Here is a 25,450-nt window from a genome sequence, read left to right on the forward strand (position 1 = left end):
GAGGGGAGCACCCTGTGCAGGACGCGGCAGCGACCGAGGAGCTCGCGCTGCGCGCGGCCGCGGGCGATCCGGAAGCCCTTGACCTGCTGCTCCAGCGGATCCGGCCGGAGGTCGTGCGGCGCTGCGGACGCTTCCTGCCCTGCCGCGAGGACGCCGAGGAGGCGGCACAGGACGTCCTCCTCCAGGTGGCGCGGAAGATCACCTCCTTTCAGGGGCGCAGCCGGTTCAGCACCTGGCTCTACACGGTCGTCGCCAACTGCGCCCGTCAGAAGTACCGCGAGCTGAAGCGGCGGGCCGCCGAGCAGCCGGACGTCATCGACGCCTCGGAGCATGTCGACCCGCGCACCACCAGCGTGATCGCCGGTTCACGCATCGACCTCCTGGAGGCGCTGGAGCGCCTGGAGCGCGAACATCCGCACCTGGTCGCACCCTTGGTCTACCGGGACATCTGCCAGCTGGAGTACGCCGATGTCGCCGAGCGTGTCGGGATTCCGCTCGGCACGCTCAAGTCCCGGCTGCACGAGGCGCGCAGGCAGGTCAGGCCCTGGCTGGTGGACGCGTCCTGACGGAGTATCCGCCGTCCGCCGCCACCAACGGCCGCGCAACGTCGACTGGACTGAGTCCGGCGCCGGTTGTGACGCATGGTAAGAGGTTGATGATAAGTGGCGGCAGGGTCTCGCGGCGGCCGTGATCTTGTCTGTACCGTCCACCGTTGTGTCGAACGGCAGTCGTTCAACGGCCGTTCTACGCGCGCAGATCGGCGCCCCGCACCGCCTCTTCCCCCCCACCCATGGAGGAATGCCGGATGCTCACCCCCACAAGGCCCCGTCAGAGACTCGCCGTAGCCCTCACCGCGCTCGGCGTGCTGCTCACGGGAGCCGCGCTCCAGACGACCACCGCCGCCCCCGCGCACGCGGCCACCACCCACCGTGTCCTGTTCGACAACGGCCACGCGGAGACGGCGGGCAACGCCGACTGGATCATCTCCACCAGTCAGCCGAACCCGCTGAGCGAGGACTCCTCGCCGTCCTCCGAGACCGACTGGACCGGCGCGCTCTCCTCGTGGGGCGTGGCCCTGCAGAAGACCGGTGACTACAGCCTGGACACGCTGCCCTCGGGCTCCAAGCTGACCTACGGCGGCACCTCGGCCACCGACCTGTCGAACTTCGACACGCTGGTGCTGCCCGAGCCCAACACGCTCTTCACGACCGCCGAGAAGACCGCGATCATGACGTTCGTGAAGAACGGCGGCGGTCTGTTCATGATCTCCGACCACATCGGCTCCGACCGCAACAACGACGGCTACGACGCGGTGAAGATCCTCAACGACCTGATGACCGACAACAGCGTCGACTCCACGGACCCGTTCGGCTTCTCCGTCGACTCGCTGAACATCAGCTCGGGCTACCCGGCGGCGATCAGCGACAGCACCAACGCCGTCCTGCACGGCTCGTTCGGCACCGTCACCAAGAGCCTCTTCGCCAACGGTACGACGGCCACGCTCAAGCCCGCCGACAACTCGGCGGTCAAGGGCCTGGTCTACCGTTCCGGCTACTCGGGCAACACCGGAGCCTTCTTCGCCACCAGCACCTTCGGCAGCGGCAAGGTCGCCTTCTGGGGCGACAGTTCGCCCATCGACGACGGTACCGGCCAGTCCGGCAACACGCTGTACGACGGCTGGAACGACACCGGCGCCACGAACGCCGCGCTCGCGCTGAACGCCACCGAGTGGCTGTCCTCGTAAGCGAGTCGGGCGAGTCGGGCGAGTCGGGCGAGTCGGGCGAGTCGGGCGAGTCCGGCGAGTCGAGCGAGTGAGCCCGTGGTCCGCGGTGTGCGCACACCGCGGACCACGGGCTCGGTCATGTCAGGTCAGCGCTGGGTGTAGATGAAGCCGATCTTGTCGACCTCGTCGCCCGTGCGGCCGTGGAACCCGGCGATCTGCCAGCCCGACGGCGCCGTGCGGGTCACGCAGTCCGAGGTCGTCGTACCGCCCGCCAGGGTGTTGCCGAGGTTGGTGGTGAACTTGGCGTAGAAGATCCGGGTGTTGCCGTCCTTCACGCCCTGGCACAGCTGCGCCGAGGTGAGGTATTCGTTGCTGCCGAGCGTGAGCGACGAGGCGGTGCCGCCCGTGCCGCCGTGGGCCAGCGTCGTGCCGTTGTTCAGCGTCAGGCCCAGCTGGTCGACACGCGAGCCGCTGCGCAGGGTGAGGGTGGTCGCCCTGGCCCCGGCCGGCACGCTGTCGATGTCGGTGAAGTAGTCCCCGTGCGGGCCGCCGAACTGGTCGCTGAGCTGGAAGGCGGAGTTGCGCGACCAGGTGAACTTGGCGGTGATCGGGTCGTGGTCGGAGAGCATCAGCCCGTCCGAGGTCAGGAAGCTCGCGTGCTCGTTGTTGTAGTTCGTGGCGTCGAGCGTGACCAGCTTGCTGCCGCGGTAGAGGATCTTGTCCACGACCTCGCAGGTGTTGGGCACGGTGGCACCGGTCTGGTCGCAGACCAGCGCGTCGCTGCCCTTGGCGGGCGGGGTGCCGCCGCGGATGAGCTTGACCCAGGCGTCGGTGAGCCCGTTGGCCGCGCCGAACTCGGCGATCGTGTCGCCGGTGCGCGTGTAGCGGGTGTTGGTGTCGCCCATGACCACCACGGCGTTGCCCTTGGAGTGGCTCTGGATGAAGGACGTGAGCTGGTTGAGGTTGTCCGCCCGTGAGGCCAGGTCGCCGTCGTTCGTGCCCGCGTTGGTGTGCAGGTTGTAGAAGTCGACGTAGACGCCCTCGGCCAGCCGCTCCCGCATGAACGTGAAGCCCTTGGGGGTCAGGCAGTCGCCCGAGTCGATCTGGCAGGAGTTCCAGTGCACGCGCTCGAAGTCGTCGGCGTCGTACGGGATCTTCGACAGGGTGTTGAGCCCGCTGCCGATTCCGGCACCGCCGCTGGTGGGCGTGCGGTAGGCGTGCGTGGTGTCGCCGGCGTAGAGGTAGGCGTGGTAGTTGAAGTCCTCCTCCACGTGGACGATGTCGTACGGACCGAGCCGCTGGCCTATCGCCGTGGTGCTGGTGTCGCGCGGGGTCGAGGCGCTGGAGAGGCTCTCGGGGAGTCCCGCGACGTTGTAGCTGAGCACGCTGAAGGTGCCCGAGTCGGCGGCCGCCGCGGTGGGAGCGGTCGCCGTGAGTCCGCCGAGGGCCGCGGTTGCCGCGGCGAGCGTGGCGAGGATTCTTCGGAGAGGTGACATGGGGGTGTCTCCTGGGGACTGGGGAGGGGAGAGACAGGGGGGTCAGTAGCCGACCGAGAACGTGGCGTCGGCCTTCTCGGTGCTGGTGGAGATGGGATCGATGCGCAGGACGTAGTTTGCGTGGCGGATGTGACGGTCCGGATAGTTGAAGGAGCGGAAAGATGACCAGGAGGTGTCGGCCAGGCCCGCGGTCCGGTAGAACGTGGCGTCCTGCGCGAACGTCGTCGTGCTGTCGTTGACGTCCAGCTGCAGTTGGTAGTTGTAGTGCCGCAGATACCGCGTGGGATAGCTGACGGACTGGAAGGACACCCCGGAGCTGTCGGCGAGCCCCGGCACGAGCTTCCACTCCGCGTCGGTGTACGGGTCGAACGGGTAGGCGTCGATCCGGCCGACGAAGTTCGCGTGACGGACGTAACGGTCCGGATAGTTGTAGGACTTGACGCGGTTCCAGCTCGGCTTTCCGTACGCCGTCACGAGGTTGTCGTACTCGGTGCCGGTGATCGGCTGGATGGTGCCGTGCTTGGAGTTGACCGGCTGGGTGTAGAGCCGCTGGTCGACCGCGGTCCAGGTGCCGGCGGCGAGGTCGGTGGACTGCCAGGCGTAGAACACGCCGTTCGGGGTGTAGGTGTCTCCCCAGAGGTACCAGGCGCTCGACGTCTGGGACTTGACGAGGATCGGGGCCTCGGTGCCCCCGTGCGAGGCGGGCGTGCTGAACACGGTGAAGCTGCCCGGGTCCAGGGAGGACGACTTGGCGCCGACCAGGGTCTCGTCCTTCTTGAAGTAGAGGTAGTTGACCCCGCCGATGCCCACGGCCAGGTCGCCGTCGATGATGTCGTAGCCGGGGTCGAAGAAGACCTGCGCCGTCGACGCGGTCACGAAGTCGCTGGTGTAGTTCACCATGATGACGTTGTGGCCGCTGGAGTTGACGGCCGAATAGATGATCCCGTACTGACCGCGCCCCGCGTCCCAGTACGCCTCCGGTGCCCAGCTGTGCGTGGCCATGTCGTGCAGCTTCAGTCGCCGGTAGCCGGTGAAGGAGCGCAGGTCGGCGGAGTCCCAGACGTGGATGTACTGGCTCTGCAGGCTCCAGTCGGTGCCCTTGAGGTCGGTGGCGAGCACCACGAAGGTGCCGTCCTGCTTGCGCAGGATGAACGGGTCGCGCAGACCGCCGGTGCCCCCGGTCGGGGTCACGACCGGGTTGTTCTGGTTCAGCGGCGTCCACTGGAGCGAGTCGGTGCTGACGGCCAGGTGGAGGCCGTAGTCGTCACCGAGGCCGTTCGGGGACTCGGTGAAGTAGCCCATCACGTACGCGGATCCGGTCGCGGCGCGCGCGGAGGGGACCCCGATCGTGAAGGAGGCGGTGAGGGCGGCCATCGCCCCCAGTACGGTGCGGCGGGACGGTTGAAGGGGGCCGGGGCTGTCGGTCATCGGGTTCTTCTCCCTCTTTTCTTCGGCTGAGGTTGAGGCTGGGGGTTGAGACTGGGGTTGTGACGCTCAGGCCCAGGCCGTCACGGGTACGAAGGAGCTGTCCTGGCGGAAGAGGTCGGTGCCGTCCGACACGTCCACGCGGAGCTGGTAGTTGTAGTGGCGCAGGTAGTAGCCCGGGTAGTTGTACGACTCGAAGCGGACGGCGCCGTCGGGGGTGCCGGTGCGGATGACGAACGTGGCGTCCTTGGCGAACGTCGACGTCCCGTCGTTGGCGTCGAAGCGGGCCCGGAAGTCCCAGTGGCGCAGGTAGTTCCCGGCCGCGTCCCGGAAGGAGTAGGCGTTGGCGTCGGCGAGACCCGGCACCACGGTGAAGGCGGACGCCTGCTTCTCCGCGGTGGTGCTGGAGCTGCTGACCACGGGGAGGTTGAGCAGCGCGGACTGCTCCTGCCAGTAGCGGGTGGAGTAGTTGCCGGACCGGAAGGAACGGGTCACGCCCGTGGGCAGGTCCACGCCGCCGGACACCGTCTCCTTGATCACGGTGAAGTGCCGTGCCGTGCCCGAGATGCCCGGCAGCTTCTTCGGGGCGGTCCAGGTCGCGAAGGTGTCGTAGCTGTCGCTGTAGTAGTAACTGCCGTCGCCGTAGCCGTCGAAGAAGATCCGCCAGGCGCCGTTGTCGAGCTGGATCACCGAGGGACCCTCACGGGTGCCGCCCCAGCCGGCCCAGTCGCCGGTCCGGGTGATGGTGTACGGACCGGTCAGGCTGGAGGCGGTGGCGTACTCGATGTACTTCGTCGTCTCGTTCTTCGGGAACGCGTGGTAGGTGGAGCCGATCTTCACGATGAACGTGTCGATGTGGTTGGTGCCGATGCCGGACAGGGCGACGGGTGAACTCCAGGCGGTGAGCGCGGTGTTGGAGGCCTTCATCGCATACGGTGTGAAGATCCACTCGTCGTCGGTGGTCGAGCAGGACACGATGACGTTCACGCTGCCGTCGCCGTCGACGAACCACTCGGGCGCCCACGCGCGGGACAGATTGGTGATCGGGACCGTGTAGTCGTACAGGAAGGTCCAGTTGGCCCGGTCGGAGCTACGGGCGAAGCCGATGGTGGTGCTGACGTCCTGCCAGGTGTGCGTGGTGTAGGTGAGGTAGTAGTAGCCGTCGGTGTGCTTGAACACGCTGGCGTCGCGGATGCGGTTGCTGGGCGGGGTGTAGGCGGAGGACTTGACCAGCCGGAAGTCGGTGGCGTCGTCGGACTGGTAGACGTTGACGGTGCCGTCGTCACTGTTGAGGAACGGCACGATGGTGTAGCGGGTGGCCGAGCCGTGCGTGGGGGCCGCCGCGGCGGCCGAACCGAGCAGGCCGGGCAGTTCGCCCAGCACGAGTGCGGTTGCGGGAATCGCGACCATCGCGCGCAGCAGACTGCGGCGGGACGGGTCGAGCGGCGTCGAGGACGCGTTCCGGTCGGGGGTGATCATTGTCTGCGGCTCTCCTTGTTTCTGTTGATCCGGGTGGGTGACGCGGCGGCTCCGCGTCCCCACCCGTCCTGCGCACACGTCGAGGTGCCGACGCCTGGGGCCCGTGGTTCGGATCAGGCCTGGGCCAGAGCGGCGACCTCCTCGGCCGTGAGGGTCCTGCCGTACACACGGAAGTCGTCGACGGCGCCCCTCAGGCAGGGGTCGGCGTACTGCGACCTGCCGAGGTACCCGGCTCGGATGTGGTTGCCGAAGTAGCGCGGTTCCACGGTGACTTGGGTGTTCCGGCCGGCTTCCTGGCCGTCCACGTACAGGACGGCGGTCCCGCCGCCGTACGCCACCGCCACATGCACCCAGCGGTCGGTGGGCAACGGCGCGGCGTCGATGCGCTGCTCGGCACCCGCGCCCCCGGCGGTGATGGCGTAACGGAGGGTGCCGTCACCGCTGAGCGGGGTCAGGAACATGTTGGCCGTGACGCCGGTACCGAGGTCGAACACCCGGCTCCACACGCCGGGCCGGCCGTCCAGCCGCACCCAGGTGGCCAGCGTGTAGGCGGCGGCGCCCGCGAGGAGGTCGTCGGCCAGGTGGACGTGTCCGTCCGTGCCGTCGAGCGCCACCGCTCCACCGCTGACGCCGGCGGCCGTCCAGGTGGCACCGCCGGCGAGCTGGGCCGCCCTGCCGCTGCCGGTGGCGTCGGCGGCCGTGGTCCCGGAGGTCTCGTCGAAGCGGTGCCAGGCGGCGAACTCCGGCGGTGGGGGCGGCGGTTCGCCGGTCTGCCAGTACACGGAGTAGTGCTGGTGGTGCACCCGGGAGATCGGCAGCAGCGAGATGTCCTCGCCATCGACACGGGCGGTGAACCGCAGCGGATCCCGCGAGTCCTGGCGTACGGATCCCGTGTCCAGGCGTGGCAGCCAGGGCGTCGCCCGCTCCCCGTACGCCCCCGCCAGCACCACCGGTCCGTGCAGAACCGCCTGGACGTCGGGGTCGTCGGGCGTGGGCTCGATGACCGTGCGCATGGGCAGTGACACCTCGACCCGGTCCCCGGCGCGCCACTCCCGGTCGAGGGTGAGCCAGCTGCCGGGCTCCGGACGGTCGGGCAGGGTACGGCCGTTGAGTTTCGCGCGGGCGTCCGCGGCCCAGGACGGGATGCGGACGAGGAGCTGGTGCGCGGCCCGTCCGGCGGTGACGGTGAGCACGGTCGACGACCGGTCGGGGAAGGAGGTGGTCTGCCGCCAAGTGATGTTCCGTTCCCGCCAGTTGACCTGCGAGGGGATGAACAGATTCACCAGCAGCCGGTTCCGGTCGTGCGAGTAGACCGTGTCGGCGAACTTCGCCTGCGTCTCCATGCCGGTGCCGTGGTCGCAGGAGAAGTTGTCGTAGTCGGTCGAGTACGCGTCCGGGTCGGTGCCCATGAAGGACGGCTGCTGCTTGAAGGCACCGGGGCCCAGGCCCGTGTAGTAGATGTTGAAGCCGTGCGCGGAGTCAGGGTCCTGCTCACCGAGCATCTGGTTGAACAGGGTGCGCTCGTAGTAGTCGAGCAGATCGGTGCGCCGGGGTGCGTGGAAGTGCAGCAGCCGGGTCAGCTTCAGCATGTTGTAGCTGTTGCAGTTCTCGCAGGTGTTGTTGGACAACTGGCCCGCGATGACGTCCGGTTCGTGAAAACCCTCGCCGTTGCTGTTCCCGCCGATCACGTAGGTGTGGTGGTCCGTGACGATCTGCCAGAAGTTCTCGGCGATCGCGCGGTAGCGGTCGGGCAGGCCCTCCTCCCACAGCCGCAGGGCGCCGACCATCTTGGGGATCTGGGTGTTGGCGTGCAGCCCCGCGAGCTTGTCCTCGTTCCTGGCCAGCGGATCGAAGACACGGGCGTGCGTGAAGCGTTCGGCGACATCGAGCCACTTGGCGTCGCCGGTGAGAGCGTGGAGGTCGGCGAGCACGTCGTTCATGCCGCCGAACTCCGTCTCCAGCACCCGCTGCATCCGCTCGTACGACAGCGGCTCGGTGCGCCGGTCGACCCACTCGGCCTGGCGCAGCACGACGTCGAGGGCCTGTGCGCTGCCGGTCAGCCGGTGCTGCTCGACCAGCCCGGCCATGATCTTGTGGATCGTGTAGTACGGCGCCCATACGCCGGTCCCGGCTTCGAGGCGGTCGAAGAAGCTCTCCGGGAACGCGGACTGATAGCCCGCGCCGAAGCCCGCGGCGGGGGAGGCGGCCTGGCATTCGGCGAGTGCCGCGACGAGCCGGCGACCCTTGTCGCGCAGGGCCCTCTCCCCGGTGTCGGCGTAGGCGAGGGCGAGCCCCGAGAGCAGATGGCCGGTCGAATGGCCACGTAACTCAACACTCGGGCCCTCCCAACCACCGCACGGCTGGACGGTGCTGGGCAGACCGACGTTCGTACGGAAGGTGTGGAGCAGCCGGTCGATGTCCACGAAGCGCAGATAGGCGGAGTTGCGCCGCTGGTTGGCCCTGAAGGCGCTGTCCAGGAGGGTCACCGAGCCGGGGGAGAACGGTTTGACGCGCGCGGCGGCGTCGGGGGCGGTCGAGGTGACCGGGGCTCCCGCGGTGGTGGTTCCGGTCGAGGCGTGGGCCGTGCCGCCGGCCGCGGCCAGGGTGACGGCGGCCGCGGACGTGCCGGTGACGGCGAGGAAGTGACGTCTGTCGAGTGGGGGGTTCACGGAGACCTCCGCATGCCGAAGAACCTGGCGGTGGTGTCCCTTCACCGCCCTGCCCTCGTTCGAAATACCGAATGTTGTGCGACATGCTGTGCAACTTGCGGTGCGAGGCATCACGGTAAGGGCTTGCCGGGTGATGTGAATAGTGCTTGTGGTGAAGGAAGTTGGTGCGAGGGGTCAGTGGGTTCACAGGGTCTGTCGGGTGCCGTGGTGTGCCGGGTGCCGGTGGCCCCTCTTAGGGTGGTCCGCGTGACGGAGAAGAACAGCAGACCGCTCGCCGTGTTCGACCTCGACGGCACGCTCGCGGACACCGCGCACCGGCAGCGGTTCCTGGAGCGCAAGCCACGGGACTGGGACGGGTTCTTCGCGGCCGCGCCGCAGGATCCGCCGCTCGCGCAAGGGGTCGCTCTGGCGCTGCGGAGCGCGGAGGGGTGCGAGGTGGTCTATCTGACCGGCCGTCCCGAGCGCTGTCGCCGCGACACCGTCGAGTGGCTGGCCGCGCAGGGTCTGCCCGAGGGGCGCATCTGGATGCGACGCAACGACGACCGCAGGCCCGCCCGCCGCACCAAGCTGGAGGTCCTCCGCCGGCTCGCCCGCGACCGTGAGATCCACGTCCTCGTCGACGACGACGAACTCGTCTGCGACGAGGCCGAACGGGTCGGCCTCAGGGTCGTCCGAGCGCGTTGGTCGACGGCGTCCGAGGCACTGAAGGACGCGCAGGAGAGGGAGGGGCGGACCTAGGACCTGTCGTGTGGATCAGGCCTGGCCCGGTGGGGGAGTCGACTTCGGGAGTTGCCCCAGGGGGTGGGGCGTGCCGGGTCCTCCTCCCTGGAGGCCGAAAGGCCCTGTCCAGGGCCCCGCTGTCGAGGGGCCCTGGACAGGGCGGGCTGTGGAGGCATCCCGGGTGTGGAGGGACCGTGCGGCGAATGCCGATGCCGGACGGGGCTCAGGCGCCGTCCTCCAGGCGGAAGCCGACCTTCAGGCCGACCTGGTAGTACTCGACCTCCCCGTCCACGATCTGCCCCCTGACCTGGGTGATCTCGAACCAGTCCAGGTTGCGCAGGGTCTGCGAGGCCCGGGCGATCCCGTTGCGAATGGCCTTGTCGACGCCCTCGTGGGAGGTGCCGACGATCTCGGTGACCCGGTACGTGTGGTCGGACATGCGGGTGCTCCTCTCCGCCGTGGCGGGTGTGCCACGCGTCATTCCACGGTGCCTCACGGCGCGGCGGTGCGCGAGATGTCGGGGCGCCGCGGGTGACCTCACCCGGGTGGTCGGCCTCGAGGGCGGTCCACCCGGGCGGGTGTCAGCGGGCCACGCTCAGGGACAGGGCGAAACGGCCCTCCCGGTCCGTCCACCAATGGGCCAGGTCGAGCCCGGCGGCGGCGAGTTCGCGACGTACCCCCTCCTCGTGGAACTTCGCGGAGATCTCGGTGCGCAGTTCCTCGCCGTCGGCGAAGTCGACCGCGAGGTCGAGCGCGGGGATCTTCACCGTCTGTTCGGTCAGCGACCGCAGCCGCATCTCGATCCACTCGTGCCTGGCGTCCCAGAGGGCGACATGGGCGAACGCGTCGGGGTCGAAATCCGCGCCGAGTTCACGGTTGACGACGTGCAGCACGTTCTTGTTGAACTCGGCCGTCACCCCCGCCGCGTCGTCGTACGCGGCGACCAGCACCGACTCGTCCTTGACGAGGTCCGTACCGAGCAGCAGCGTGTCGCCGGGGGAGAGCAGTGCCCGTACGGACGCCAGGAACGTCGCACGCTCGGCGGGCAGCAGATTGCCGATGGTGCCGCCGAGGAACGCGACCAGCCGGGGCCCCGGCGTGCCCGGGAGCGCGAGGCCGCCCGTGAAGTCGGCGATCAGCGCGTGCACGCCGAGCCCCGGGTGCTCGGCGATCAGCGCCTGCCCGGCCTGGGTGAGGGCGCTCTCGCTGACGTCGACCGGCACGTACGTGTGCAGCCCCGGCAGCGCGTCGAGCAGATGGCGGGTCTTCTCGGACGAACCGGACCCCAGCTCGACGAGGGTGCGCGCACCGGTCGTCGCGGCGATCTCGGGGGCCCGGGCGATCAGGATCTCGCGCTCCGCCCGGGTGGGGTAGTACTCGGGCAGTTCGGTGATCCGGTCGAAGAGCTCGCTGCCGTGGGCGTCGTAGAACCACTTCGGCGGCAGTGTCTTGGGCGTGCGGGTGAGGCCGTGCAGGACGTCGGCGCGCAGTGCGGCGTCCGTGGCGTCCTCGGGCAGGGTGCGGGTGAGAAGGAACGGGCTCACGTGCTGGGCTCCTTGGTGCGTGCGGATGCCAAGGGGTCGTGCGCGCCTTCCTGCGCGTGCGGGTCCTTGAGCGGGGTGAGCAGGACGTCGGTGCGGCTGGCCGCGAGCAGCGTGCGGTCGGGTACCTCGTGCCAGTGCGGGTCGTCGTCGTACGGCTCGGACGCCACGACGGTGCGACGGCCGGGCTCGGCGAGGTACCAGAGGGTGTCGCCCCAGGCCGTCGCGGTGATCGTGTCGCCGTTGGTGAGCAGCAGGTTCAGCCGGGACCCGGGGGCGGCCTCGGCGACCTCCAGGACGGTGTCGGCCAGGGCCTGGCCCTCGTTGTCACCGGCGCGCAGCCGGTGCAGGAGCAGCGCCCAGACGAGCGCCGAGTCGCAGCGGGCCTCCAGGGACAGCAGTGCGGCCGGGGGCAGGCCCGACACCAGCGGGGCGAGGGAGCCAGGCCAGCCCCGTACGGCGCCGTTGTGGCTGAACAGCCAGCGGTCCGCGGCGAACGGTGCCGCCGCGGCCTCCCCGTCCGCACCCGCCACGGTGGCGTCCCGTACGGCGCCGAGCAGCGCCGTGCTCCGTACGACCCGGGCCAGGTCCGTGAACGACTGGTCGCCCCAGATCGGTCCGGGGCGCCGGTAGCGCGCGGGCACCGGATCCCCTTCGGCGTACCAACCCACCCCGAAGCCATCGGCGTTGACCGTCCCGTGCCGCTGCCGGCGTGGCGCCCACGACTGCCGGAACAGACTGTGCGGCGGTTCCACGAGGAGTCGGCCGAGCGGCTCCGGTGGTCCCAGGTAGGCCAGATGACGGCACATCAGACGTTCCCGTCGCGGGCCGTGCGGAACCCGGAGAAGATCTGCCGCCGGATCGGGTAGTCCCAGTTGCGGAACGTCCCCCGGCAGGCCACCGGGTCCACGGCGAACGAGCCACCGCGCAGCACCTTGTACTCCGGTCCGAAGAACACCTCCGAGTACTCCTTGTACGGGAACGCCGCGAACCCGGGATACGGGGACAGGTCGCTCGACGTCCACTCCCACACGTCACCGATCAACTGCCTTACACCGAGGGGTGACGCCCCCGCCGGATAGCTGCCCGCCGGAGCCGGGCGCAGATGGCGCTGGCCGAGGTTGGCGTGCTCGGGGGTGGGGTCGGCGTCGCCCCACGGGTAGCGCATGGAGCGGTCGGCCGTCGGGTCGTGACGGGCCGCCTTCTCCCACTCTGCCTCGGTGGGCAGCCGGCGCCCCGCCCAGCGGGCGTACGCGTCGGCCTCGTACCAGCTGACGTGCAGCACGGGCTCGTCGGGCGGTACGACCTCGGTGACGCCGAAGCGGCGCCGCAGCCACTGTCCGCCCTCGTGGCGCCAGAACAGCGGCGCCTCGATGCCGTGCGAGCGGATGTGGGACCAGCCCTCCGGGGCCCACCAGCGTTCGGTGTCGTAGCCGCCGTCCTCGATGAATGCCTGGTACGCGGCGTTCGTCACCGGAGTGGTGTCGATGAAGAAGGGCGGCACCTCGCGTCGGTGGGCGGGGCGCTCGTTGTCCAGGGCCCACGGTTCGGTGGACGTGCCCATCATGAACGGGCCGCCGGGGACCAGGACTTCGGCGGGTCCCGTGAACGGCGGCGCGGGAGCGGGGTCCGGCGCCGTGAGGGCGGCGGGCCCCTTGCGGAGCTGATGGGTGATCAGCATCGTCTCGTCGTGCTGCTGTTCATGCTGTGCGATCATGCCGAACGCGAAGCCCGCCTCGGTCAGCGGCGTGCCCCGGAACGCGGTGCTCTCCAGGACGTCCAGCGCCCGTCCGCGCACCTCGGCGGCGTACTGACGGGCCTCGGCGGGCGGCAGCAGCGGCAGCGAGGGCCGCGCGGCGCGCGGATGCTCGAACGCGTCGTACAGCCCGTCTATCTCGGGGCGCATCGCGTCCCGCCCGGCGACCGCGCGCAGCAGCCACAGCTCCTCCTGGTTGCCGATGTGGGCGAGGTCCCAGACCAGTGGGGACATCAACGGCGAGTGCTGTGCGGTCAGTTCGGGCTCCTCCACGCAGGAGGTCAGGAGCGCCGTGCGGTCGCGGGCCGCGGTCAGCGCGTCGAGCGCGCGCTCCCGGAGCGACTCCGGGTCCGTGGGTGATGCGGGGGCGGTCATGTGCGGATGTCCTTCCCGTCGAGCTGACCGTGGGATCGGCCGTGATGACCATCGGCCTGGTCATGGGCCTGGCCATGGGACTGGCTGTGGAAGCGGCTCAGCAGATCGTCCGCGGGGCAGCGGCCCCGGGCCACATAGCGGTCCGTGAACTCCGCGACGGCCTCCCGCACCTCATCGGTGGCGCCCAGCCGCGGCAACGCCTCGGCGGCAGCCGCGAAACAGGTGACGGCGGCCTCGCGCAACTCGGGGTCGGTCAGGCCGTGTCGCGCGGCGTCGTTCCACAGCGGGTTGCACGGAGCGGGCCGCGAATCGGCGCGCTCCGCGAGGGGCTTGACGGTTCGGTAGGCGATCTCCGCCGCCTCCTGGTCGTCGAACAGCGCCGCCGTCACCGCCAGCGGCACGATCCACCCGTCGTCGCCGGGCTGCGCGTCGATCATGCGCAGTTCCAGATGGCCGCGTGGGCGGACCGGCGGGAACAGCGTCGTCAGGTGGTAGTCGAGATCCGCCCGGTCGGGCGGATTCTCGGACCGGGTCCACGCCCGGAAGGTCAGGCCCTCGGGTACGTCCCAGGGGCCGTCCGACGCGCGGACACACATCACCGGCGCGTCCAGGACGTGCCGGGCCCAGGCGGCGCGCGGATCGCCGCCGAGCGGGGGCGCGGCGGACCGTCCCGGGTCCATGGCCGCCCACAGGGACTGCCGTGTGGAGCGCCAGCCCGTGTACCGGCCGCGGGCCACCGGCGAGTGCGCGAACGCGGCCACCAGGACCGCGCCCAACTGGTGCGCCAGCCACCAGCGGCGCCCATGCCCGAGCGGGCCCGGCTCCTCGTAGCCGGCGTCCAGACACACCTGGACCGAGGCGGAGGAGCACATCATGGCCCGCCCCTCCGGGCCCGCCCGGTCGAGGTACCGCTCCATGGCGTCGTAACGCGGCTCACGGAGATAGCGGCTCGGGGGGTTCCAGGGGTCGTGGCCGTACCCGCTGAGGCCGAGATCCGCCTCGCGCAGTACCGCGCGTACCGCGTCGAGGTCGGCCGAGACGGACCCGATGCACTCCATCAGGGAGGCGGCGGGAAGGGAGCTCAGCTCCAGCTGTCCGCCGGGTTCGACGGTGAGCGCCGAACGCAGGGGCAGGGTCCGCAGTGCGGCGTAGGCCGCTTGGAGTCGTTCGGGTGATGCCGGGAGCTGCGGCTGTCGCAGCTCGTGGACGAGCCATTCCACTTCGACACCGAGGGTACGAGGCGGTCCGGTCTTGAAGCAGATGCCTCGGACCAGCGCCTCCACCTCGGCCTCGGTGACGGCGGAGCGGCGCTCCGTACAGTCACTCACCGAATCGGACATGTCGGGATCCTCCTGAGATTCCACCATGCCGCCGGCCCGACGTCTGTGGTGCCGGACCGGCATCGCTCGTCCCACCCAAGACCCTCCAGGCGGTTCGCACAAGGGTGCAAATCGTCGCCCGCGGGCCCCGGAGGCGCTGTTTGCCGGACCGCGAGGCGCTGTTTACGAGGCTGGGAAATTCCGTTGCGCCGTAGGACCAGCATCGCTCACGATGCGTTCATGAGCACGACGGGGGAAATGGCGGGGGAATCGGCGGGGGGAATGACGGGGGAAGCTACGGGGGAGATCGCGAGGGGCGTCCTCGTGGCGCGCACGGGGGTCGCGCCATGAGCGCGCGCTTGCGTGCGCTCGCGCGGCACACGGAGGAGATCGTCGCGGCGGGCGGGTACCGCGCGTCCGACGGACGCGCGGTGTCGATCGCCGCGGCGGTCGAGGCCGCACGGGCGGGAACACGGATGTACGGTCCTGGACCGGTCGAGGCACCGGCCGGCGGTCCCACGAGCGCACCGCGCGCGAGCACGCTGTTCGAGGTGACGGGCGAGAGCAGCCTGGAAGCCGCTCGACGGCTCGTGCGCGAGGGCGCGGGACGCCCGGCGGATCCGGTCGCCGTCCTGAATTTCTCCTCGGCGCGCAACCCGGGTGGCGGCTTCCTGAACGGCGCCCAGGCCCAGGAGGAGGCCCTGTGCCGGGCCTCCGCGCTGTACGCATGTCTGCTGCGGGCCCGGGAGTTCTACGACCACCACCGCGCCCACCGGGATCCGTTCTACACGGACCGTGTCATCCACTCACCCGCCGTGCCCGTATTCCGCGACGACCGCGGAGGTCTGCTCGAGGAGCCGTACACGGTCGGGTTCCTGACCGCCGCGGCCCCCAACGCCGGAGTCGTCCGGCGTACGGCCCCGGGGCGCGCGCCCGAACTGCCACGCGCCCTGGCCGTCCGTGCCGAGCGTGTCCTGGAGACCGCCGCGGCCCACGGCTACCGCCGGCTGGTGCTGGGTGCGTGGGGCTGCGGCGTCTTCCAGAACGATCCGGCGCAGGTGGCGGGGGTGTTCCACGACCTGCTGGTCAAGGGCCGCTTCGAAGGCGCGTTCGAGCATGTGGTGTTCGGGGTCCTGGACCGTACGAGGGACCAGGCGACGCGAGGCTCCTTCGAGCAGGCGTTCGCATCCGTACTCCGGAGGCCGGTGACCCGCCCCGTTTGAGGCCCCGGGGGCCGTCAGCGCCAGCCGTACCGTTCCTGCAGCCGGCGCACCACCGAATTGAACCGCATCCGATCCAGCGCACAGGCCTCCCGCCGCATCCCGTCCTCGTGCAGCCGCAGGACCCGGTCCACATCCACCCATGAGTCCCGCCCCGACCGGTCCCACGGCCCGCTCCCGATCGGCACCCACTCGCGGTCCCCGTCGTGCCGCTTGCTCGACAACTGGACGGCGAGCAGGGTGCCGGCGTCCTCGCGGGCGACGACAAGCACCGGACGGTCCTTGCCCCGCCCGTCGTTCTCCTCGAACGGCACCCACGTCCAGACGATCTCGCCGGGATCGGGGTCGCCGTCGTGCGCGGGCGAGTACTCCGTCCGCACCCGGCCCACCTCGCGGGGTTCGGCCTCGGTGGTGGCGGACGGGCCGTAGCGGCCGGGGATGTCTTCGGCGGTGTCATCGGTAAAGGCAGTCACGCGGCCCACGTTAGAGCCTGCCCCGCCCAACCCGGGGAGCGGGTGGCCGAGATGGCGAACTACCAGAGCCGGGCCGCGTGTTGGAGGCGGTCGCGGACCCGTACGACGTCCGGGTTGGCGTCGGCCCCGGGGCGTTGGACGAGGAAGAGGGTGTTGAGGGGTGGTTCGACCGGCTCGTGGAGCAGGACGAGGCGTCCGTCGGCGAGGTGCTCCTCGCACAGGGAGCGGGGCAGCACGCTGTAGCCGGCGCCCGCGGTCACCGCCGAGACGACGGCGTACAGGTTGGGCACGGTGACCGCGGCCCGGGCCGGGAGCTGTCTGCCGAAGACGTTGCGCCAGTAGCGGCGCACGATGGGCAGATCCTCGGCGTAGGTGACCAGAGGTACGTCCCGGACCGCGGCGCAGGTGTCCTCGGCCGACGGGTGCTCCTCGACGTGCCGTGCCCAGCTCGGTGCGGCGACCAGGAGGTACTCCTCGTCCGCCAGCGGCAGCGAGGCGAGGCGCCCGCGCGGCCGCTTGGTCGCGATCACCAGATCGTGGTGACCCGCGCGCAGGTCGTCCATGAGCGGCTCGGGCAGCCCCTGCGTGACGCGCAGTTGTACGCCCTCGGCGACGAGCGGCGCGAGCGCGGGCAGCACCCGGGTGCACAACAACTCCGAAGGCCCCGCGAGGTGCACCGGGGCGGCCTGTCCGCCGAGTACGCTGCTGCGGCCTTCGAGGGCGGCGAGCGCGTCGAGGGGGCCCGCCACCTGGTCGGCCAGGTCGTGGGCGAGGGGCGTGGGCTCCGCGCCGCGGGGGAGACGGGTGAACAGCTCGCGTCCGGTCTGCTGCTCCAGGGAGCGGATCTGGGCGGTCACGGTCGGCTGGGAGAGGCCCAGCAGGGGTGCCGCGGCGGTGAACGAGCCGGAGCGGTAGACGGCGAGGAAGGTCCGCAGCAGGTTCAGATCGACATGCGGCGTGATCCGTTCCCGGCCGGAGAGGGACAGGGTCTCCTCGGGCGTCGCGTTCTTCATGCCGACCAGCCTAACCCCACCACCCATCGGAGTGCCGATGGGAGAAATCGGCTCTCCTATTGGCCTTCGAATGGCGGCCGAGCCTAACGTCGAAAACGTCGACCCCCTCGGCGTCACACCGGCACTCCCGCCGTCCCCCGCCGCACACCCCCGCCGTCCCCCCTGTACTCCCCTGAAGGGACCCTCCATGACCACCCAGAACGCGATCAACTGGCCCGAGCGCTACCTGCCGGGCACCGGTGACAACTTCGTCTCCAACGAGGTCGTCGTGGCCGGGCCGAGCGCCGCCGACGTCTGGCGCTGCCTCGTGGACACCTCGGAGTGGGAGTCGTACTACGACAACGTCGCCGACATCAGCTTCCCGCAGGGCGGCGGCCCCGAGCTGACGGACGGCATCCACTTCAGCTTCGGCACCTTCGGCTTCCCGCCGCTGGACGCGCACGTCGTGGAGTTCCAGGCGCCCGCCGAGGGCACCCCGGGGCGGCTGTCCTGGACCGCGAAGCAGGACGGCACCCCCGAGGAGCGGCTCGACGTCCTGCACGCCTGGCTGGTGGAGGACCTGCCCGGCGGCCGGGTCCGCATCCTCACCCAGGAGACCCGGATCGGCCGGCCCGCGGCCGCACTCGCCGAAGAGCGGCCGAACCCGATGCTGAACGGCCACCAGGCCTGGCTCGACGGCCTGGTCGGCGCCGCGGCCAAGTAGCGGCACAGCAGTCGGGCCGGAGGGTCGAACCGCCCGCGAAGAGCGGGCGACGAGGGACTGGAACACCCTCGTCGCCCCGCCGGGATCAGTCCCCGGCGTTCTCACCCTGCGTCACTGCTTGCCGTCCCCCTCCACCGGCACCTTCTCCGTGCGCGGCGGCACGGCCCCGTTGAGCCCGGCGGCGCCGTTGCTCCCCGTACCGTTGCCGGCCGTCCCGTCCTGGTTCATCGACGAGAGCAGCTGACGGGCGAGGCCGAGGCCCGTGCCGCCCATGGTGAGCGCCTTGGCGAACATGTCCGACATACCGTCGGCGCCGTTGAGCAGCACCATGTGGTCGACGTTCCCGAACGCGCTGGCGCCCGCCTGGACGATCTCCGGCCAGTTCTCGGCGAGCTGCTGGGCGACCACCGCCTCCTGGTTCTCGGCGAGGGCCGCGGCCCGCGCCTTGATGGTCTCCGCCTCCGCGAGACCCTGCGCCCGGGTCGCCTCGGCCGCCGCGAGACCCTTGGCCTGAGCCGCCGCTGCCTCGGCCTCACCCGTGGCCCTGGTCGCCGTCGCGGCGGCCGCACCCCGGGCCTTCGTCGCCTCGGCCTCCGCGTTGGCGGCCGTCTTGACCCGGTTCGCCTCCGCCGCGGCCGCGAGCTCGGTCTCCTTGGCCTTGGCCTCGGCCGCCGAGATACGCGCGTCACGTTCGGCCTCGGCACGGGCCCGCGTCTCGTACGCCTGGGCGTCCGCCGGCTTGCGGACGTCCGCCTGGAGCTGCTGCTCCCGACGGAGGGCGTCGAGCTCGGCGATCCGGGTCTCCTGCACGACGACGTCCTGCCGGGCCGCGGCGTCCGCGAGCGGTCCGGCCTGCCGGGCCTTCGCCGCCGCCTTGTCGCGCTCGGCCTGATAGCCGGCCTGGAGGATCTCGCTGTCCCGGGTCGCCTCCGACATCCGGGCCGCGGCCTTCTGTTCGGCCTCGGTGGCGAGACGGTTCGCCTCCGCCTGCGCGATGCGCGCGTCCCGCTGTACGGCGGCGGCGTGCGGCATCGCGAGGTTCTTGATGTACCCGGTCGGGTCCTCGATCTCGTGGATCTGCAGCGAGTCGACGATCAGACCGAGCTTCTCCATCTCCGTACCGCACGCGGCCCGGGTCTGGCCGGTCAGTTTCTCCCGGTCGCGGATCATGTCCTCGACGGTCAACCCGCCGACGATGGACCGCAGATGACCGGCGAACACGTTGTGCACCCGCTCCGACATCATCTTCTGCTGGTCGAGAAAGCGACGCCCCGCGTTGGCGATCGACACGAAGTCGTCGCCCACCTTGAAGATGACCACGCCCCGCACCTTCAGCGGAATGCCCTGGGTGGTCACACAGTCCACGTGCAGCTCGGTCTCGTTGAGGTCGAGCGAGATCTTCCGTACCGCCTGAACACCCGGCAGCACCAGCGTGCCGCGCCCCGTCACGATGCGGAAACCCATACCCTCTTCAAGGCCTTCGGTCCGATGCTTCGAACCGGAGATGATCAGTGCTTCGTTGGGCTCCGCGACACGCCACATGAGCTTGAAGACCACAACGATGAAGATCAGTGCGAGGACAACAGCCCCCGCCACGACGCCGACAACCATCGGCATACGCCCCCTTTGGATGGTGCCCTATCGGCACCGAACGAAGGGAGTGTGCTCCTGTGCAAGACCGGGGTACAGACGCTGACGGATCCTTGTTGCAATCTTGACGCACACCGCTCTCACCTGGGGTGGAGCGTGCACAGACGAGCCGTCAACTGTCGTACGCGGCCGATACGTACACCGTGCGCGGCGGCAGGTACTCGACCACCATCACCACCGTGCCGCACTCGATCCGCTCCTTCGAGGCGGCCGGGTACGCGAGGAAGTGCTCGGCGCCGCCGCGGACCCGGACGATCACCTCACCGACGAGCCCGGGTCCGACCGTGCCGGTCACCCGCCCCATCAACCCGACCATCGAAGCATCGTCCATGGGCCCAGGGTACGGCCGGAATCCCCTGGTCAGTGCCTTCGCGGCGAACTCGCCCACCGGCACGTGCCCCGAACCCGCTCACAGGGGCGTGCGGTGAACTCGCCTACACCGCGGGGGAGTCCGCGGGCGCCCCGTGCGGCGGCCAGTGCTCGTGCCAGCGCTGGTCGGCCTCCAACTGGGCGGCGAGCGAGACGAGCAGGGGTTCGCTGTTCGCCGGACCGAGGAGCTGGGCGCCGACCGGCAGGCCGCCGTCGACGAAACCCGCGGGGACGTTCACACCGGGCCAGCCCAGGATGTTCCACGGCCAGGCGTAGGGGCAGGCGGCGATCATGGCCCGGTCCGTGCCGAGGCCGCTCAGGTCCGCCATCGAGCCGATGCGCGGCGGGGGAGCGGCCGTCGTCGGCGCGAGCAGGACGTCGTACGTGTCGAAGAGCGCGCCGATCCGCCGGTGCAGGGTCGCCTCGGCGCGCCGGGCCACGCGCAGGGGCGCGCCGCCGAGCAGTCGGCCGAGCCGGGCCGCGCCCAGGGTCCGCCGGTCGAGGAGGTGCGGGTGCGGCAGGTCGCGCACCCGCTCGGCGATCCCGGCCGTCGCGCGCGGGATGAACGTGAGCCCGATCTGCCCGTACCGCGGCTCGGCCTCCTCCACCGTGTGGCCGAGCTCCGCGAGCCGCTCCGCGAGCGCGACCACACGCGCCCGTACGACGGGGTCCAGGCGTGCGGGCAGCGCCGTGAACGGCGGTTTCAGCGACAGCGCGATCCGCAGCCGGCCCGGCTCGCGGCCCACCGCGTCGGCGATCCGCAGCGCGGGCGGGCGGTGCAGATCGCCGTCGTGGTTGCCGCTCGCCGCGTCCAGGAGCAGGGCGGCGTCCGCGACCGTACGGGCGAGGGTGCCGTTGACCGTGATGCCCTGGAAGGACTCCGCGCGCGGCCAGGTCGAGATCCTGCCGCGCTGCGGCTTGATGCCGATGAGATGGGTCCAGGAGGCCGGGATACGGACCGAGCCCGCCCCGTCCGAGCCCAGCGCCGCCGGGACGAGGCCCGCCGCGACCGCCGCCGCCGAGCCGCCGGACGAGCCGCCCGGGGTGTGCTCGGCGTGCCAGGGGTTGCGGGTGGCGCCGAAGGCGGGCCCCTCGGTGAACGGCCACTGGCCGAGCTCGCAGGTGTTGGTCTTGCCGATGACGATCGCCCCGGCCGCGCGCAGCCGGCGTACCGCCTCCCCGTCCTCGGCCTCGGGCGGGAACACCCCCCGGCAGCCGAACGCGGTCGGCTCGCCCGCCACGTCCATGTCGTCCTTCACCGCCACCGGCACCCCGAGCAGGGGCCTGCGCGCTCCGGCGGAGAGTTCCCTGTCCGCCGCGTCGGCCTCGGCGAGCGCCGCTTCGGCGCGCACCACCCGGAAGGCGTTCAGGGAGTGCTGGGTCGCCTCGATCCGGGACAGCGCCCGCTCGACCAGCTCACGTGCGCTCACCTCCCCGTGGGCGAGGGCGCGCGCACACTCCGCCAGACCTTCGGCACGGTCGTGAGCCATACGGGACCACCTCCGGAGCACGTCGTCAACCGCACGGTAACCGCACCACGGGCCATCCCGCACGGGATGCGGAAGTTCCCTCACGGAAGCGGGTGTTCCGGCATGACGGGCCCACGAGGTTCCCCCGGCGCGAAGGGACGCGCGGGGTTTCTGCGAGGATGCGGGACGTCATGGTGCAGATACCGAAGCAGCCCGTCCCGCCATCGCCCGCACAACGACCCGTGCCGACGAGTGCCGATGTGGCACGCCTGGCGGGCGTGTCCCGGGCCACCGTCTCGTACGTACTGAACAACACCAGCGCCGTCCGGATCAGCGAACCCACCCGCCGCCGCGTCCACGAAGCGGCCGAGGAACTCGGGTACGTTCCGCACGCAGCCGCCCGTTCCCTGCGCGCCGGGCACAGCCGTATGGTCCTGATGCCCACGCCGAGCGTGCCCGTGGGGCCGCTCTACAGCCAGTTCCTCAACGAACTTCAGTGGGCGCTGGGCCGTCTGGATTACACCGTCGTCCAGTACGGCAGTGTCGGCCTGCACGGCGACGACGCCGCCCGTGCCTGGGCGGAGCTGCGGCCGGTCGCCGTGCTGGTGCCCGGCAGCGACCTCGGCCCGCAGGGTGTGGCCGTCCTCAAGCGCTCCGGCGCCCGGGCCGTCGTCACGCTCGGCCCCGAGCGCGTCGAGGGCGCGCACGCGCTGCTCATGGACCACGACAAGGTCGGCCACAGCGCGGGCGTCCACCTGCTGGCCCGCGGCCGCCGCCGGATCGGTGTCGTGGTGCCCGAGGAACCCGGCCTGGAGATCTTCTCCAGGTCCCGGCTCGACGGCGTACGCCGGTCCCTGACCGGCACCGACGCCACGGCGACCGAGCTGTCGCTCGCGTACGAGGAGAGGGCCGCCGCCCGACTGGCGGCGCGCTGGCGAGCGCTGGGCCTGGACGCCGTGTTCGCCTACAACGACGAGTACGCCATGCTGCTGATGCGTGCCCTCCAGGAGGAAGGCGTCGGCATCCCCGACGAGACGGCCGTGATCGGCGCCGACGACCTCATGCTCGGGCGACTGCTGCGGCCCCGCCTCAGCACCGTCCACATCGAACTGCCGTCCGGGCGCGACCTCGCGGAGCTGGTCGACCGGGTGGTGCGTGAACCCGGCGCGACGCCCGAGAGCCACGAGGTACTGGGCGCGCGGGTGGTGCACCGCGACTCGACCTGAGAGAGGCTGTAGCTGGTCCCCGGCCACAGCTCACCCGTTCGGGCCGCATCCGGCCTGCCCGGGCCGGATCGGATGTGTTCCGGTCGGATCGCGGACGTATCGGCCGGATCAGGTACGGGAGGCGCGCCATGCGGACGACGGTCGGCATCATCGGCGGCGGCCCCGCCGGGCTGCTGCTGGCCAGGCTGCTGCACCGCGAGGGCATCGACTGCGTCGTACTGGAGAGCAGGTCGCGTGCCCACGTCGAGCACCGCCAGCGCGCCGGGATGCTGGAGCCGGGCACGGTCGACGCCCTGCGCTCGTGCGGAGCCGCCGACCGTCTGGACGCCGAAGGCCTGATCCACCACGGCATCGAACTGCGCTTCGACCGCGAGCGCCACCACATCGACTTCTCCGCCCTCACCGGCGGCCGCACCGTCACGATCTACGCCCAGACGGAGATCGTGAGGGACCTGATCGCCCTCCAACTCACCGCCGGATCACCGCTGTTGTTCGAGGCCGAGGCCCTCGCGATCGAGCGGCCGGAGAGCGACGGGCCGGTAGTACGCTTTGTGCACGAGGGTCGTGAACAGACCCTGAGCTGCGCGTATGTGGTGGGCTGCGACGGCCACCACGGCATCTCGCGCAGCACCTTCCCCGCCGACGGGAGCCGCACGTACGCGCACGACTACCCCTACTCCTGGCTCGGGATCCTCGCCGATGTGCCGCCCTCCGGTGAGGAGTTGATCTACGCGCGCGGTGCCGGCGGCTTCGCCCTGCACAGCATGCGCTCACCGTTCGTGTCCCGGCTGTACCTACAGGTCCCGAACGGCACCGACGTCGCCGACTGGCCCGACGAGCGCATCTGGGACGAACTCGGCGCGCGTTTCGCGGTCGACGGCGACTGGCGCCTGCGACGCGGCCCCATCACCTCCAAGTCGGTCACGCCGATGCGGAGTTACGTCCACGAGCCGATGAACCACGGGCGGCTCTTCCTCGCCGGGGACGCCGCGCACATCGTGCCGCCGACCGGGGCCAAGGGCCTCAACCTCGCCGTCTCGGACGTACGGGTACTGGCCCGCGGACTCATCGAGTCGCATCGCACGGGGTCGACCCAACTCCTCGGCCACTACTCGGACTTGTGCCTCGAACGGGTGTGGCAGGCCACGCGCTTCTCGTACGACATGACTAGGATGTTGCACGCTCAACCAAATGGGGATGTCTTCGACCACCGGATCCAGCTCGCCCGGCTGCGCCGGGTCACGGCATCCCGCCACGCGGCCGCCGAACTGGCCGCGAACTACACGGGACTGCCGCTGGGACCGTGAGTCCCGGTGGCGGACAGTGAACGATCGGAGAGCCGACATGCCGCTGCTCGACCCCAAGACCTGGCAGTCCCGCACCCTGGCGGGTGGTGAGTACGCCGTCACCGAGCCCGCCACCGGTGACACGCTGGCCACGGTCACGCTCGCCGCCGCCGAGGACGTCGCCACGGCCGCGCGGGACGCCCGCGCCGCCCAGGCCGAGTGGGCGAAGGCGCCGCACTTCGTCCGCGCCGCCGTCCTGCGCAAGGCCGGCGACCTGTTCGCCGCGCACGCCGACGAGCTGCGCGAATGGATCGTGCGCGAGTCCGGCTCCATTCCGGGCAAGGCCGACTTCGAACTGCACGTCGCGGCCCAGGAGTGCTACGAGGCCGCCGCCCTCGCCTCCCGCCCGAGCGGCCAGATCCTCCCCTCCGAGGCGCCGCGTCTGTCGTACACGCGGCGCGTCCCGGTCGGCGTGGTGGGCGTGATCTCCCCCTTCAACGCCCCGCTCATCCTCTCGATCCGCTCGGTGGCCCCGGCGCTCGCGCTCGGCAACGCCGTGGTCCTGAAGCCGGACCCGCGCACCGCTGTGTGCGGCGGTCTCGCGCTCGCCGCCGTCTTCGCCGAGGCGGGTCTCCCGGAGGGTCTGCTGCACGTCCTGCCCGGCGGCCCGGAGGCGGGCCGGGCGCTGGTCGCGGACCCGAACGTACCGGTGATCTCCTTCACCGGATCGACCGCCGCCGGACGCGCGGTGGGCGAGACGGCGGGCCGCCTCCTCAAGCGCGCCCACCTGGAGCTGGGCGGCAACTCGGCGCTGATCGTCCTGGAGGACGCCGACATCGACGCCGTGATCTCCACGGCCGCGTGGGGCTCGTTCTTCCACCAGGGCCAGATCTGCATGACGACGGGCCGCCACCTCGTCCACGCCTCCCTCTACGAGGAGTACGTCGAGCGACTCGCCGCCAAGGCCGACTCGCTCGCCGTCGGCGACCCGCACCGCGCGCAGGTGCACCTCGGTCCCATCATCGACAGCGCCCAACTCGCCAAGATCCAGGGGCTGGTGGAGTCCAGCACGGCGCGCGGAGCGAGGCTGGCGGCCGGCGGTACGCACGAGAAGCTGTTCTACCGGCCGACCGTCCTCGCGGGAGTCGACGACGCGACGCCCGCGTACGCGGAGGAGGTCTTCGGCCCGGTGGCGCCCGTACGTTCCTTCACGGACGCCGACGAGGCCGCGGCCCTCGCCGCCGCGGGACCGTACGGCCTGTCGCTGGGCATCGTCACCCGGGACACCGCGCGCGGCCTGGACCTGGCCGAGCGCATCCCGACCGGGATCGCCCACATCAACGACCAGACCGTCAACGACGAGGCCGTGGCCCCGTTCGGCGGGATCGCCGCCTCCGGCACCGGCGCCCGCTTCGGCGGTGAGGCCAACCTGGAGGCCTTCACCGACGTGCGCTGGACGACGGTGCGCGGCGACGTGGCGCCGTACCCGTTCTGACGGAAGGGGCGTGCGGCCCTTGTCGCCCTGCGGGACTTATTCG

The 25,450-nt window shown here is 71.0% G+C and carries 22 protein-coding genes; 8 read left to right on the plus strand and 14 right to left on the minus strand.

All coding sequences use genetic code 11. From position 1 onward, the window contains the following. The first annotated feature begins 14 nt into the window (after positions 1-14). Together OG568_RS42405 and OG568_RS42410 are read left to right on the plus strand one after the other, a co-directional pair. The gene (locus tag OG568_RS42405) at positions 15-566 is read left to right on the plus strand and encodes an RNA polymerase sigma factor (RefSeq protein WP_266580314.1); all 552 of its coding nucleotides are present in this window, start codon (positions 15-17) and stop codon (positions 564-566) included. A 239-nt stretch (positions 567-805) separates the two neighbouring features. Further along, on the plus strand, positions 806-1,744 hold the full coding sequence (locus OG568_RS42410) for a hydrolase (RefSeq protein ID WP_329535365.1): 939 nt from the start codon (positions 806-808) through the stop codon (positions 1,742-1,744). Positions 1,745-1,869: 125 nt separating this feature from the next. On the opposite strand, the gene OG568_RS42415 is transcribed toward OG568_RS42410, so the two are convergent. The 4 genes from OG568_RS42415 to OG568_RS42430 form a co-directional block, all read right to left on the minus strand. Continuing rightward, positions 1,870-3,219: a jacalin-like lectin gene (locus OG568_RS42415; RefSeq protein ID WP_329535366.1), complete on the minus strand. Its 1,350-nt coding sequence runs from the start codon at positions 3,217-3,219 to the stop codon at positions 1,870-1,872. A 42-nt stretch (positions 3,220-3,261) separates the two neighbouring features. After that, positions 3,262-4,647, minus strand: coding sequence for a glycoside hydrolase family 43 protein (locus OG568_RS42420; protein WP_329535367.1), 1,386 nt, complete (start codon positions 4,645-4,647; stop codon positions 3,262-3,264). Positions 4,648-4,713: 66 nt separating this feature from the next. After that, positions 4,714-6,123 (minus strand): glycoside hydrolase family 43 protein, encoded by a 1,410-nt coding sequence (locus OG568_RS42425; RefSeq protein WP_329535368.1) that lies wholly within the window; start codon positions 6,121-6,123, stop codon positions 4,714-4,716. A gap of 113 nt (positions 6,124-6,236) precedes the next feature. Next, entirely contained in the window at positions 6,237-8,792 is a 2,556-nt protein-coding gene (locus tag OG568_RS42430; protein WP_329535369.1) for a beta-L-arabinofuranosidase domain-containing protein, read from the minus strand. 246 nt (positions 8,793-9,038) lie between these two features. Here OG568_RS42430 and OG568_RS42435 point away from each other — a divergent pair, with 246 nt between their 5' ends. After that, positions 9,039-9,530, plus strand: a complete 492-nt coding sequence (locus OG568_RS42435) for a phosphatase domain-containing protein (protein WP_329535370.1) — start codon at positions 9,039-9,041, stop codon at positions 9,528-9,530. A gap of 205 nt (positions 9,531-9,735) precedes the next feature. On the opposite strand, the gene OG568_RS42440 is transcribed toward OG568_RS42435, so the two are convergent. From OG568_RS42440 to egtA, 5 genes are all read right to left on the minus strand, one after another. After that, positions 9,736-9,951, minus strand: coding sequence for a dodecin (locus OG568_RS42440; RefSeq protein WP_266417584.1), 216 nt, complete (start codon positions 9,949-9,951; stop codon positions 9,736-9,738). Positions 9,952-10,093: 142 nt separating this feature from the next. Further along, entirely contained in the window at positions 10,094-11,056 is a 963-nt protein-coding gene (gene egtD / locus OG568_RS42445; protein ID WP_266684019.1) for an L-histidine N(alpha)-methyltransferase, read from the minus strand. Continuing rightward, positions 11,053-11,862 carry an ergothioneine biosynthesis protein EgtC gene (gene egtC / locus OG568_RS42450; protein ID WP_329535371.1) on the minus strand — a complete coding sequence of 270 codons (810 nt, stop codon included), beginning with the start codon at positions 11,860-11,862 and terminating at the stop codon, positions 11,053-11,055. The genes egtD and egtC overlap by 4 nt, the downstream gene beginning before the upstream one ends. Then, entirely contained in the window at positions 11,862-13,184 is a 1,323-nt protein-coding gene (gene egtB / locus OG568_RS42455; RefSeq protein ID WP_329535372.1) for an ergothioneine biosynthesis protein EgtB, read from the minus strand. The genes egtC and egtB overlap by 1 nt, the downstream gene beginning before the upstream one ends. Then, positions 13,181-14,524: an ergothioneine biosynthesis glutamate--cysteine ligase EgtA gene (gene egtA / locus OG568_RS42460; RefSeq protein WP_329535373.1), complete on the minus strand. Its 1,344-nt coding sequence runs from the start codon at positions 14,522-14,524 to the stop codon at positions 13,181-13,183. The genes egtB and egtA overlap by 4 nt, the downstream gene beginning before the upstream one ends. A 326-nt stretch (positions 14,525-14,850) precedes the next feature. Here egtA and OG568_RS42465 point away from each other — a divergent pair, with 326 nt between their 5' ends. Further along, positions 14,851-15,726 carry a TIGR02452 family protein gene (locus tag OG568_RS42465; protein ID WP_329535374.1) on the plus strand — a complete coding sequence of 292 codons (876 nt, stop codon included), beginning with the start codon at positions 14,851-14,853 and terminating at the stop codon, positions 15,724-15,726. Between the two features lie 14 nt (positions 15,727-15,740). On the opposite strand, the gene OG568_RS42470 is transcribed toward OG568_RS42465, so the two are convergent. Together OG568_RS42470 and OG568_RS42475 are read right to left on the minus strand one after the other, a co-directional pair. Beyond that, positions 15,741-16,196 (minus strand): type II toxin-antitoxin system PemK/MazF family toxin, encoded by a 456-nt coding sequence (locus OG568_RS42470; RefSeq protein ID WP_266580290.1) that lies wholly within the window; start codon positions 16,194-16,196, stop codon positions 15,741-15,743. A gap of 59 nt (positions 16,197-16,255) precedes the next feature. Further along, complete coding sequence (locus OG568_RS42475) at positions 16,256-17,209, minus strand: LysR family transcriptional regulator (RefSeq protein ID WP_329535375.1); 954 nt, start codon at positions 17,207-17,209, stop codon at positions 16,256-16,258. Positions 17,210-17,396: 187 nt separating this feature from the next. Between OG568_RS42475 and OG568_RS42480 the strand changes: the two genes are divergently transcribed. Next, the gene (locus OG568_RS42480; RefSeq protein WP_329535376.1) at positions 17,397-17,912 is read left to right on the plus strand and encodes an SRPBCC domain-containing protein; all 516 of its coding nucleotides are present in this window, start codon (positions 17,397-17,399) and stop codon (positions 17,910-17,912) included. 111 nt (positions 17,913-18,023) lie between these two features. Here the strand turns inward: OG568_RS42480 and OG568_RS42485 are convergent, their stop codons facing one another. From OG568_RS42485 to OG568_RS42495, 3 genes are all read right to left on the minus strand, one after another. Continuing rightward, a complete protein-coding gene (locus OG568_RS42485; protein WP_095851155.1) occupies positions 18,024-19,529 on the minus strand; it encodes a flotillin family protein in 1,506 nt (501 codons plus the stop codon). Between the two features lie 145 nt (positions 19,530-19,674). Further along, positions 19,675-19,893 (minus strand): hypothetical protein, encoded by a 219-nt coding sequence (locus OG568_RS42490; RefSeq protein ID WP_101403966.1) that lies wholly within the window; start codon positions 19,891-19,893, stop codon positions 19,675-19,677. 103 nt (positions 19,894-19,996) lie between these two features. Further along, positions 19,997-21,421 carry an amidase gene (locus OG568_RS42495; protein WP_329535377.1) on the minus strand — a complete coding sequence of 475 codons (1,425 nt, stop codon included), beginning with the start codon at positions 21,419-21,421 and terminating at the stop codon, positions 19,997-19,999. A gap of 170 nt (positions 21,422-21,591) precedes the next feature. On the opposite strand from OG568_RS42495, the gene OG568_RS42500 reads away from it, so the two are divergent. From OG568_RS42500 to OG568_RS42510, 3 genes are all read left to right on the plus strand, one after another. Continuing rightward, positions 21,592-22,626, plus strand: a complete 1,035-nt coding sequence (locus tag OG568_RS42500) for a LacI family DNA-binding transcriptional regulator (RefSeq protein ID WP_329535378.1) — start codon at positions 21,592-21,594, stop codon at positions 22,624-22,626. A 128-nt stretch (positions 22,627-22,754) separates the two neighbouring features. Then, on the plus strand, positions 22,755-23,933 hold the full coding sequence (locus tag OG568_RS42505; RefSeq protein WP_329535379.1) for a 4-hydroxybenzoate 3-monooxygenase: 1,179 nt from the start codon (positions 22,755-22,757) through the stop codon (positions 23,931-23,933). A 37-nt stretch (positions 23,934-23,970) separates the two neighbouring features. After that, the gene (locus OG568_RS42510; RefSeq protein WP_329536597.1) at positions 23,971-25,407 is read left to right on the plus strand and encodes an aldehyde dehydrogenase family protein; all 1,437 of its coding nucleotides are present in this window, start codon (positions 23,971-23,973) and stop codon (positions 25,405-25,407) included. The last annotated feature ends 43 nt before the right edge of the window (positions 25,408-25,450 follow it).

The sequence above is a fragment of the Streptomyces sp. NBC_01450 genome, assembly GCF_036227505.1.
GTDB lineage: Bacteria > Actinomycetota > Actinomycetes > Streptomycetales > Streptomycetaceae > Streptomyces.